The following is a 10981-nucleotide window of genomic DNA, read 5'->3' on the forward strand; positions in this document are numbered from 1 at the left end:
TTATATGCAATATAAAGATGCTATTGAATTAATCATTAACCGTAATTCAATGAAACTGCTCACTGCACCCGCACCTAGTGATGAGGAATTATCTCTAGCATTTACGGCGGCAATGTCAGCTCCAGATCATGGCAAACTTAGACCTTGGCGATTCAAAGTAATTCGACAAGAGAATACTAAAACCTTTGTTGATTATGCCATTAATCTTCGTCAACATAGCGATAAACCGTTAAAGGATGAAAAGCTTGCTGCTGTTCGTCAATGGATTGAGGATGTTCCTTTATTCATTGCAATTGCTTGCCATATTGACTATGGCTCTCAAATTCCTGAACAAGAAAGAGTCTTAGCCACAGGTTGTGCCACAATGAACCTAATCAATTCCCTACAAATGATGGGATATGGTGTATTCTGGAGCACAGGAATAGCAACCTATATTGAAGAGTTTCAAACAGGTTTAGGTTTTGACCCGTTAGATTACCGTTTCTTAGGTTTTTTAGCGGTGGGAACGCCTAAAATGTCAATTCCACAAAAAGAAAGAGGGGATTACCATAATTTTGTAGAAGAGTGGTCTACACCTCTTTAGAGCGCTTAATTAACTATTCCTTTGCTTAAAATGCTGAAAATGGACTATTCAATACTTTAGAATAGTCCATTTTGTCCTTTTTATTAGTTAAAAAGCTATGATGCGACTTGGTAAGGACTTGGTAAGGAGTGTTCTTAGTTATTAAGTCCGGCTATAAGCGTATATTTTAATTCAAGGTAATCATCCATCCCATATTTAGATCCTTCACGCCCAATACCTGATTGTTTGATACCACCAAAAGGGGCCATTTCATTAGACAGTGTCCCTGTATTAGCACCCACCATACCATATTCCAGTGCTTCAGTTACTCTGAAAATTCTACCAAGATCACGCGAAAAGAAATAAGCGGCTAAACCATAGATAGTGTCATTTGCATACCGAATAACTTCTTCTTCGGTATCGAACTTAAAAATAGGCGCAAGAGGTCCAAACGTTTCTTCTTTGGATACAATCATATCTTGAGTAACGTTGGCTAAAATAGTGGGTTCAAAAAATAATTCTCCTTTAGAATGAATATGTCCACCTCTTACTAAGGTTGCGCCATTATCTAATGCATCTTGTATCTGGTGCTGCACTTTGATGATCGCCTCTTTATCAATTAAAGGGCCGACAGTCACGTTTTTCTCAAGACCATTTCCAACAATAAGCTGATCAACGACAGCAGAGAATCTTGCTACAAATTCATCATAAATACCTGATTGGACATAGATACGATTGGCACATACGCAGGTTTGACCAGCATTACGATATTTACTGGCAATCGCCCCTCTGATGGCTTCATCAATATCGGCATCATCAAAGACAATAAACGGTGCATTTCCGCCTAGCTCTAGAGAAACTTTTTTAATCGTACTAGCGCATTGTTCCATTAATTTAGCACCAACAGCTGTTGAACCTGTGAAGCTGAATTTTCGTACAATTGGATTTGTCGTTAATTCATCTCCAATTTGACGACTGCCGGTGATAACATTAAAAACGCCTGCTGGAATACCTGCTCTATGAGCCAGCTCTGCAATAGCCAACGCAGAAAGAGGGGTTTTAGATGCAGGTCGGATCACAAATGTACACCCAGCGGCTAGTGCTGGCGATGCTTTGCGTGTAATCATGGAATTTGGGAAATTCCATGGTGTAATAGCAGCACATACGCCAATAGGCTCTTTTAAAATTAATGCTTTTTTGCCTGGAGCAGGGGTAGGGATGATATCCCCAACAATTCGCTTAGTTTCTTCCGCATACCAGCCTATGTAGGCTGCACCATGAACCACCTCTTTGATCGCCTCTGGCAGTGGTTTTCCTTGCTCAGAGCAAAGTATTAAACCTAAATCTTCTTTATTTTCAATCAGTAAGTCATGCCATTTTTTTAAAATAATAGATCTTTCAGTGGATACTAGTGATTTCCATTGTTTAAAAGCGCTATTAGCTGCCTCAATTGCTAGTCGAGCTTCAGTAATACCCATATTAGGTACCGTTGCAATTTGCTCACCAGTAGCAGGGTTCATCACAGCAATCACATCACCAGTTTGCGCATCTAGCCATTTACCACCGATATAGCATTGATGCTTTAATAAAGAACTATCTTTTAACTGCATTATTTTTTCCTTCTAGCACAACTTTTGCTGACAAAAGTAAGAAATCTAGCTTGTGCTTGCCATAGAATTACGATTGGAGAGCTTATTATATAGTTTATGCACCGATAATGAAACCATAAAGCTATAACTACATATACTATAGCCATTAGTTCACGCATGATTGGACGTGAAAATGAAAAATCAGAGTATTTATTACTTATAGGGGATAAAACTTAAGTAAGGTTTAATAATACTAAATACTTAACTTTACATAATATATATTATGCGAATATTATATGGTGAATTTATATCTATAATTCTCTAGATTACCTATCTACTTCCTAAATCTGATTTGTTGATTTCTCACAAGACTATCTACACAAAGAATATATGATTACGTTTTTATATGCGGTTGTCTTTTACTACGCTGACTAAATAAAATATTTCCAAGAGCTGATATGAACGATCCCATTACGACAATAATTGCACCTAATACACTTAAACTATTTAATTGTGGAGATTTAAAATAATCTGGAAACATCCCAGAAAACAAATATGCACAAATAATTGTGACGATTGGGATCAATGGCATCAACATACTTACCTTGGAAATATCCCAACGATTTAATGCTTCTGCATAGCAGCCATAGGCCAATATTGTGTTTACGCAAGCATATCCTAAAGCTATCATCGCAAACATAGGCACATTAAAAATCTCTGCTGGCGATGTGAATGGCGTGTAAGCGATAAAACATCCTATATAGATAAATAACAGGATTTGTTGGGCGGTAAAATGTCGCAGCAAAATTCGTTGTGCTATCCCATATAGCACCCAAATCAAGCTTGCCATTGTGGATAATAAAATACCAAAAGAATATTTATCTAGATGCGTAAATGTCGCTAACTTATCATTAAAAAAGATAGGTAATCCTATTAAGACAAAGACTAAACCTATTTTTTGATATAAAGACATTGATTCTTTAAATACAAAAATACCCACAATAATCATAAAAAATGATGTCAATGGGCTAATAACTTGGCTAGCAGAGGCTGGTACATAGTTAAGTGAATGATTAAATAGATAAAAATTAGCCGCTAATCCAATTATTGCCAAAATAATCCATTTGATATCTTCTTTAAAAAATTGATTTTTCCGTGGTAGCCTATGAGAAAATGACAATAATAAAAATAAACCAACGGCAGCTACTAAGAAACGATACCAAATAACCGTTTGAGTATCCATATAAGCTAAAATTGGCTGCAAAATAATCGGTAATGTTCCCCACAACAATATAACAATAAGCGTGAGGATAAAGCCAACGACAGGCTGCGAAGTTTTCATAACGGTGAAAAATGAGATCCAGTGCTATTAGTTAGTATTGTAAATAAAAGAAAAGAGAAAGTATATGGATACTTTCTCTTCGGGTAACTCAAAACTCTCTTCCCTACTTTACTGTGCTAGCTGGATAAAAAAAGTGCCTTTAGGAACAAAAGGTAAATAATTTTTATGGAAATCAATATAGGTTTTGTTAGGGTCTATATCTTTAAATTGTTCTGGATACAATGCTTTTGCCATAAATTGCGCACTAGCTAAGTCGGTAATTGAGCGAGATGCTGTATGATACATACCGAAGATTCGATGATTTTTAACAGCCGGAATATCACTCCACCCTGCTCTAGTAATAAACTTAGCCAAGCGATGTTGAGCATCCTCTTCACTGATATCTATACCCATAGACATGATATCAGGATTGGTCTTGTTTCCTGCTTCGGTCCCCGTAATAATCACTACATCAGGTTTTGATGTCAAAAATTGCTCAGGATTAATATTTCCCCAGTTTTCAACAAACGGTTTACTAATATTGTCTCCACCCACGTGCTCAGCAATAGCTCCCCACATATTTTTTCCAAATGTAAAGCTATACTCAGCTGGGCCTTTATTACCGAACTCAATATAAATTTTAGGCTTAGGCAGATGTGCATTGGCAACACGTGTTTGAATATCGTTCATCCCAGCCACGTACTCATCTGCTATTTTATTCGTGCGTTCTTCGACCCCGTTTAGTTCACCAAATAAATGGATACTCTTGGTATGATTCTCTATGGTTTGATCATTAAAATCAACCACAACAATCGGGATGCCTGCCTCTTCTAATTGCTTAATTTCATTAGATAATGAGTTAAATTGAATTGCTGGCATAATTAGTACATCAGGCTTTAGCGTTAAAACTTTTTCAACGGCAAAAGTATTACTAGGCACATAGCCAACATCTGCAATATTGCTTAAAGAAGGGATCTTATCGGCAAATAAAGCCCAACTACCCGGATTAAATTTTTCCCAAAATTCTCGTGAAATACCAACAACCTTTTTGAAATTATCAACCCCTACTGCTGCGACATAATCAGGATAGTAGAATGAAATAATAGGCCGTTTCACAGGAACATCAATTTTAACCTCTCTGCCTAATACATCAGTAATGGTTTTTACTTCTGCTGTAGCAACCTGCCCTAATGATGCCAATGCAAGCAATGAAGCCAATAAAATTTTTTTCATAAAATTATTCAATGATAAATTAAAAAATGAATTCTACCATAAAACAATAATAATAATGATTTTTATTTTTACTCCAAAAAAATGTCAGAACTATTAAACTTACTATTTGTTTTATTAAATTAATACGATCACTATTGCTAGTTGGTCAATGGAATAAGTCCTGGTAAACGCATAAAGCTCTGGTCTTGAACAATCTTAATAAAGTCATTTAAATAGGCAATATTTTTTTGATTTTCACGTATAGCAGCATATAGATTACTTCGCAATGGAGTTTGTCCAATTTGCTTTGCCACAACATACCCTTTTTGTAAATACGGCAGTACCGTCCAATAAGGTAAAGCAGCGATGCCACGACGACTAGCTACTAATTGAATAATGGCAATTGTCAGTTCACTAAGTCTTTTTTTGGGCTCTATATTGGCAGGTCTCAGTACTTTCCGTATCAAATCCAGCATATCATCAGGCACTGGATATGTAATGAGCGTTTCTTCTTTGAAGTCAGAGGCCTCCCAAATAGCTTTTTGGGCTAATGGATGATCAGCCGCACAAATTCCCACCATTTCATATGAAAACAATGGTTTATAACTAACCCCTGCTTGTGACTCCATATCAGAGACAATAGCAATATCTGCTCTATGAGTGAGCAATAACCCGACAGGATCTGAGTGAAAACCAGAAACGATATCTAACTCTACTTTAGGCCATAATGATCGGAATAAATCCATTGCAGGCATTAGCCAGTCGAAACAGGTATGACACTCGACAGCAATTCTTAACTCCCCTGCTTCTCCCTCTACAATCTGAACAATATCACGCTCAGCCTCGCTGATTAAGGGCGTAATTTCTTGAGCTAACCGCAACAAACGCTCTCCTGCAATTGTAAAACGTAAAGGAGATGATTTACGCTCAAACAAAGAGACATTGAAGTGTTCTTCAATAGAACGGATTTGATGTGACAGCGCTGATTGAGTCACAAATAGACGTTGAGCAGCCGTGGATACAGTCCCAGTTTCTGCTAGTGCTAATAAGGTTTTTAAATGTTTCAGCTCTAAAAAAGTATCCATAGGTTTGCCTCTAAACTATGAATATTATTATAAACATAAAAAAATATTTATTAAAATAATTCATAAATATAGTCATAAAACAAAGGATTATGTGTATATTGGCTATATGCGCTAGAGAATAAAGAACAATAAGCGTGTAATTAACCATAAAAGATTAATTAAACGCTTAATTGAGAATACAAAAGGATGGATAGATAATTAACGCAAGACAGTCCTAATCCTGCCATTAGACTTACGAATGGCTTTGACACCAGCAGCACCCATAGCAATATTACCCTTACTTTCTGGTGCGGTACCAGGCTCACCTAATACTAGCAGTTGATTTGAGTATGCTTTGCCGGTTTGGTGATTAACAGCCAAACCTCGTGCACGGATTTCATAGTGCAAATGAGGCCCTGTTGATTGACCTGTATTACCACTCTTAGCAAAAACCTGCCCTTTTTCTACTTTTGACCCTACTTTCAGTCCTTTGGTAAAGCTATTTAAATGACCATACACTGTACTATAAACATTGTCATGTTTAATAACCACTAAATTACCATAGCCTGACATCCAGCCTAAATAGACGATAGTCCCTGATTGAGCAGCATGGACTGGTGTACCGATAGGAACGCTATAATCTACGCCTTGATGAAATTTTTTACGTTTTAAGACTGGGTGAATACGCCAACCATAGCCAGATGTAATCCGAGCATTTCCCACAGGTTTTTTGAGGATACTTTCAAAAGTAACCATCTCAAGTTTTAAATCAGAAGCACATTTATCAGTACAAGTTACACTTACATCATTGTCTAAAGCGTCTAAATTTAATTGTGGTTCATCGAAGCTGGTTTGAGCGAATGCAGAATGACCTACAAAAGTAAGCAATATAGTTAGAATGAGTTTTTGCACGCTAAATCCTAGTTAATAAAAAACAAAGTACTATAGTCAATATGTATTATTTATGACTATAATACCTAGCCAATAAATTTTACTATGTAATTATTGCTTATGACCTCCAAATTAAGATTCACCCTAAAAAAAACTGTGCTATGCACCATTTTTTTGATTTCTTTTCTTTCAGGCTGTTACTCAACCCCCTATCCTACCGATATTCAAAATGAACTGCTAAGTTATTGTAAGGATGGTATTGAATCTGGTCTAACCGTTGTTCGAAATGGAAAAACGTCACCTATGACGCCAAAAGAAATTGATAAATTATGTCAATTTAGGTTGAGTGAATTTATGAAAGAAGTTAGTCTTGAAGATTACTTAGCACTGAATAAGCATATTTATGACAATTTTAAAAATGCTTTTGCGAATAAATATGTTCTAAAAGATATCTATGACACATTATCTCCTGACGATAAGCGAGTGAATACAGCAATTGCCGTCATCATATTAGGATTAGAGCCAAAAAATGAACAATAAATCTTACTTTGAACGATGCCTTGGCATAATAGGTTCACTAGCCGTGATAACTTACTTCACTACGCCATCTTATGCAGCAGAGTATTTGGAACCAGGTTATACTGATTATGATAAACATAAAGCTGTTATTACTTGTATGCAGCAGATTTATGTTAAAAACTATCAAGAAATGCCTACAGATGAAGATTTTTTCCCCCTTTGCGAGCAACGCTTCAATGTTCTTTCAAGAAGTTTGACACATGATGAGTTTATTCATGCTAAGGCAGAATCTCTTAATGATAAGATAACGGAGAATAGTACGGGGAATCTATACTATGACGCCTTATTTGGGTATCCAAATGCGGAGTTAGATAAAAAAATGAATGAGAAAAATTAATAATATTTTGAGGAAGCAAAATGAATAAAAATTTTTTAAAAAACACCTTATTAGCTGTTGGACTTATTGGTTTTAGTTCAATGAGTATTGCGGCTACTCCTGTTGAAAATTGGCCCGAACATGAACTAAAACTACTCGTTCCTTTTGGTGCAGGCTCTAATCCAGATTTAGTAGCTCGCCTTGTTGCGCAAGAAGCAAGTAAGACATTAGGAAAAACTATTGTAGTAGAAAACAAACCTGGTGCAGGTGGAAATATCGCTACAGCACAAATTGCTAAAGCCAATCCTGATGGCTATACCTTTGGTTTAAGTATCAATGGACCTCTAGTTTATAACCAATTCATCGTTGATAATTTGGGGTATGATCCGGAAAAAGACTTAGCCCCTCTTACATTAGCAGCGACTCAACCTAATATTTTAGTTTCTAGCAAAGCAACTGGTGCAACAACACTGAAAGAATTAGTAGAAAAACTAAAAGAGAATCCTGGCAAATATAATGTTGCAACGGTTGGGGTGGGCTCTGGCTCACACCTCACGAGTGAACTATTACTCAAAGAAACAGGGACTACAGCGACAACGGTTCAATATAAAGGCTCTCCAGATGCTGTGACTTCTCTTTTAGCGGGGGACACTCAATTTGCGACACTAGCACCAGGTGCTGTTATTGCATTAGGTAAAGAAGGTAAACTAAACGTTCTAGCTCAAGCCTCTGAAACCAGAAGCTCAAGCTTGCCTGATCTACCTACAGTAAAAGAAACTAAGGTGGCAAATATTGTGAGTCAAGCATGGAATGGTTTTGTTATTTCTAGCAAAGTAGATCCTGCTATTCAAGCTAAATTACATAAAGCTCTTTATGATGCCCTAAAACAGCCTGAAATACAGGAGAAATTTAAAGCACAATATATGGAAGCCATTCCAAGTACACAGGAAGAATTTAAAGCATTCATGAAGAAAGAAAAAGAGGTTTGGCAGCCAATCATTGAAAGCTTAAATCTGAAGAAAAAGTAAATAGTAAATTATGAGTTAAACGATTAATAAAACCGCTTGACCGTTAATTTATAACTTCCTATAAGGTGTATGCTCATCAGAAGTCATACACCTTTTTAATACTTATTAACTGTGAGCGATAAGAGTCTTAACTGCTATAGATTATTAATTATTCTAATAAAAACAGCTAGAATAATGCAGTTAATCCACCATCAATAGTAATCACCTGCCCTGTCATATAACTACTAAGCTCACTAGCTAAAAATACGACTATCCCACTAAGTTCATCCGGATTTCCCCAGCGCTGCATCGGTATTCTATTTAGCATATGCTGTCCCTTGATTGGATCCTCAGCTAGCTGTTGATTTGATTCTGTTAAAAAAGCCCCTGGCGCAATTGCATTGACGGTAATATTCTTTGGGGCGTATTCAACGGCTAGTGATTTTGTCATGGCGACGATACCCAATTTCGTGATAGGGTATATTGCATCTCCTACTCGTGCGATATTCCCTGCTACTGAGCTCATAGAGATAACTCGCCCACCAGATGGCATTTGTTGAATCATTTTCTGTGATAAATACATAGGTGCAAGTAAATTCGCATCTAGTAATGATTGCATATCAGCAAACTCTGTTTGTTGCCAATCTTTCCTTAATCGCAAGCCTAAATTATTAATAAGTACATCACAGCGTCTATTATGTCGCCTGAAAAAATCCATTAATTCATCAATTGCTTGTTGAGTAGACATGTCGCCACAATAAGCATTTAAGAAGACACCTTGTGCTTGTGCCTGTTTCACTGCATAGTTAAGTGCCTCTTGATTGCGACCATTGATATATACAGTAGCACCACTAGACGCTAATGCTATTGCCATAGAAAAACCTAATCCTTTGACAGAGGCAGATATAAAGACTGTTTTCCCTGTAAGATTAAAATGTTTTAAAAAAGAAGTCGTTGATAAACTAGTAAACTCATTCATAAATGATAATATTTAGGCTAAAATTCAAAAAACATTAAGGTTGAGATTGAGATTATGGATCAGGACAAAAATAATTTTCAATATGCAAAAGAACTAAAAGCAATAGCCAAAGGTAATAAAAAATCATTTCAGACGCTATACAACCAAGAAGTATCTTGGATGCTGACTTTTGCTTTTAAAGTACTTCGCAATTATAAACTTGCTGAAGATGCTGTTGTTGAAACCTTTAAAATCATTTGGAATAATGCTCAATATTATGAGGAAAGCCTGAACCACCCTCGTGGATGGATTTATACAATTTTTAGATTTCACCTGCAAAACACTATTCGTAAAAACTATCAGACTATTAAAGAAAGTAAAAAAGAACCTGATAATCTCATGAGCGAAATTTGTACAAACTTATATGCAGGGGTTAATCAATTTGTAGAGCCTGGGTCTTTTTATCAAGTTTTTGAAGAATTACCTGAAGAGACTCAAAAGACACTAATTACTACCTATTTTAGTGGGCGTAGCTTAGCTGATACAGCGACATTATTATCAATGCCTTTAGGTCGCTTGAAAGAAAATATCCAAATGGGGTTACGCTATTTAACTCAAAAAAGATCAACCTTCCAAGATATCAAGCATGATCATACTGTCTTCATTGGTGAATTTGTCTTGGGTGGTCTTACTGAAGCAGAGCAAAACAAAGCGCATGCCCTGTTGAATGAAGATCCAATTGCTGAAAAATTAACTTTTGTATGGGAAGAAGAGTTTTTACACTTTTTAAATCAGTTAATTTTAGAAAAAGCACCAGATAATTTATGGGTGAGGATTAAGCAAGCTACTCTTCCAGAAAAAGATTCAAGTATTGATACCAATGAATTAGATGATGAATTAGCGCTAACCGAAAATGCAGATCAGTCTAATAAGTTTTTATTTAGGTTGAAAAAATTCTGGATTAGTCGCAATTTTTGGCGTACATTTAGCTTTTGTCTATTGGGATTAGTTGCTGCCCTATTAGTGTTTCATCCATTTGAAAACCCTATTCGTTATACAGCGACATTAACATCTACCACACCTCCAAATCAAGCAGCCTTTTTGCTTAGAGGACAAAGCAAAGCACATATTATTCCTATCATTAAACAAGATTTAGGAGAAACATTACGTTTACAGCTATGGCAGCGTGATTCACAAGGGCTTACCAAAGCCATTGCTCCTATTGATGGCAATAAAGAAACGTTGTTACCAAGCGACGTTGAGTTAAATCAAGGGGATACATTATTAATCAGTGTAGAGCCTGCAAATATTCAAAAACCGGAGAGTATTACTGGACAAATTCTTTATGAAGGTTTTGTCGTAAAGTTTTAACTGTTTCAGTAGTTTTCACCGTATTTTATCATTTGATTGTTAGCTCGGAAAAATAACATTTTGACGCAAAAAATTAGTAAAATTAACAATATTTAACTTTACTTAGAACGA

Annotated in this window: 11 protein-coding genes; 5 read left to right on the forward strand and 6 right to left on the reverse strand. The window is 36.2% G+C overall.

Features of this window, described 5'->3' with window-relative positions:
• The first annotated feature begins 4 nt into the window (after positions 1-4).
• Positions 5-583, forward strand: coding sequence for a nitroreductase family protein (locus BQ4443_RS02360; protein WP_083331830.1), 579 nt, complete (start codon positions 5-7; stop codon positions 581-583).
• Positions 584-717: 134 nt separating this feature from the next.
• On the opposite strand, the gene BQ4443_RS02365 is transcribed toward BQ4443_RS02360, so the two are convergent.
• The 5 genes from BQ4443_RS02365 to BQ4443_RS02385 form a co-directional block, all read right to left on the reverse strand.
• On the reverse strand, positions 718-2175 hold the full coding sequence (locus BQ4443_RS02365; protein WP_071057939.1) for an NAD-dependent succinate-semialdehyde dehydrogenase: 1458 nt from the start codon (positions 2173-2175) through the stop codon (positions 718-720).
• Between the two features lie 370 nt (positions 2176-2545).
• Positions 2546-3493, reverse strand: a complete 948-nt coding sequence (locus BQ4443_RS02370; RefSeq protein ID WP_071057940.1) for a DMT family transporter — start codon at positions 3491-3493, stop codon at positions 2546-2548.
• A gap of 108 nt (positions 3494-3601) precedes the next feature.
• Positions 3602-4705, reverse strand: coding sequence for an ABC transporter substrate-binding protein (locus BQ4443_RS02375; RefSeq protein WP_023948740.1), 1104 nt, complete (start codon positions 4703-4705; stop codon positions 3602-3604).
• A 137-nt stretch (positions 4706-4842) separates the two neighbouring features.
• A complete protein-coding gene (locus tag BQ4443_RS02380) occupies positions 4843-5769 on the reverse strand; it encodes a LysR family transcriptional regulator (protein ID WP_023948742.1) in 927 nt (308 codons plus the stop codon).
• A gap of 198 nt (positions 5770-5967) precedes the next feature.
• The gene (locus BQ4443_RS02385; protein WP_023948744.1) at positions 5968-6660 is read right to left on the reverse strand and encodes a M23 family metallopeptidase; all 693 of its coding nucleotides are present in this window, start codon (positions 6658-6660) and stop codon (positions 5968-5970) included.
• A 99-nt stretch (positions 6661-6759) separates the two neighbouring features.
• On the opposite strand from BQ4443_RS02385, the gene BQ4443_RS12295 reads away from it, so the two are divergent.
• The 3 genes from BQ4443_RS12295 to BQ4443_RS02400 are packed head-to-tail and all read left to right on the forward strand — an operon-like array spanning position 6760 to position 8562.
• Complete coding sequence (locus BQ4443_RS12295) at positions 6760-7179, forward strand: hypothetical protein (RefSeq protein ID WP_023948745.1); 420 nt, start codon at positions 6760-6762, stop codon at positions 7177-7179.
• Positions 7169-7555 carry a hypothetical protein gene (locus tag BQ4443_RS02395; protein WP_023948746.1) on the forward strand — a complete coding sequence of 129 codons (387 nt, stop codon included), beginning with the start codon at positions 7169-7171 and terminating at the stop codon, positions 7553-7555. Before BQ4443_RS12295 ends, BQ4443_RS02395 begins: the two co-directional genes overlap by 11 nt.
• A 20-nt stretch (positions 7556-7575) precedes the next feature.
• Entirely contained in the window at positions 7576-8562 is a 987-nt protein-coding gene (locus BQ4443_RS02400; RefSeq protein ID WP_071057941.1) for a Bug family tripartite tricarboxylate transporter substrate binding protein, read from the forward strand.
• A 166-nt stretch (positions 8563-8728) separates the two neighbouring features.
• Here the strand turns inward: BQ4443_RS02400 and BQ4443_RS02405 are convergent, their stop codons facing one another.
• Positions 8729-9520 carry an SDR family oxidoreductase gene (locus BQ4443_RS02405; RefSeq protein ID WP_071057942.1) on the reverse strand — a complete coding sequence of 264 codons (792 nt, stop codon included), beginning with the start codon at positions 9518-9520 and terminating at the stop codon, positions 8729-8731.
• Positions 9521-9574: 54 nt separating this feature from the next.
• Here BQ4443_RS02405 and BQ4443_RS02410 point away from each other — a divergent pair, with 54 nt between their 5' ends.
• Positions 9575-10870 (forward strand): sigma factor, encoded by a 1296-nt coding sequence (locus BQ4443_RS02410; RefSeq protein ID WP_071057943.1) that lies wholly within the window; start codon positions 9575-9577, stop codon positions 10868-10870.
• The last annotated feature ends 111 nt before the right edge of the window (positions 10871-10981 follow it).

It is taken from the genome of Pelistega sp. MC2, assembly GCF_900099475.1.
Classification (GTDB): Bacteria; Pseudomonadota; Gammaproteobacteria; order Burkholderiales; family Burkholderiaceae_B; genus Taylorella; species Taylorella indica.

Coding starts and splice junctions, on each gene's coding strand:
- BQ4443_RS02360 (WP_083331830.1), top strand. CDS start 5: ATGCAATATAAAGATGCTATTGAATTAATCATTAACCGTAATTCAATG.
- BQ4443_RS02370 (WP_071057940.1), bottom strand. CDS start 3,493: ATGAAAACTTCGCAGCCTGTCGTTGGCTTTATCCTCACGCTTATTGTT.
- BQ4443_RS02375 (WP_023948740.1), bottom strand. CDS start 4,705: ATGAAAAAAATTTTATTGGCTTCATTGCTTGCATTGGCATCATTAGGG.
- BQ4443_RS02380 (WP_023948742.1), bottom strand. CDS start 5,769: ATGGATACTTTTTTAGAGCTGAAACATTTAAAAACCTTATTAGCACTA.
- BQ4443_RS12295 (WP_023948745.1), top strand. CDS start 6,760: ATGACCTCCAAATTAAGATTCACCCTAAAAAAAACTGTGCTATGCACC.
- BQ4443_RS02395 (WP_023948746.1), top strand. CDS start 7,169: ATGAACAATAAATCTTACTTTGAACGATGCCTTGGCATAATAGGTTCA.
- BQ4443_RS02400 (WP_071057941.1), top strand. CDS start 7,576: ATGAATAAAAATTTTTTAAAAAACACCTTATTAGCTGTTGGACTTATT.
- BQ4443_RS02405 (WP_071057942.1), bottom strand. CDS start 9,520: ATGAATGAGTTTACTAGTTTATCAACGACTTCTTTTTTAAAACATTTT.
- BQ4443_RS02410 (WP_071057943.1), top strand. CDS start 9,575: ATGGATCAGGACAAAAATAATTTTCAATATGCAAAAGAACTAAAAGCA.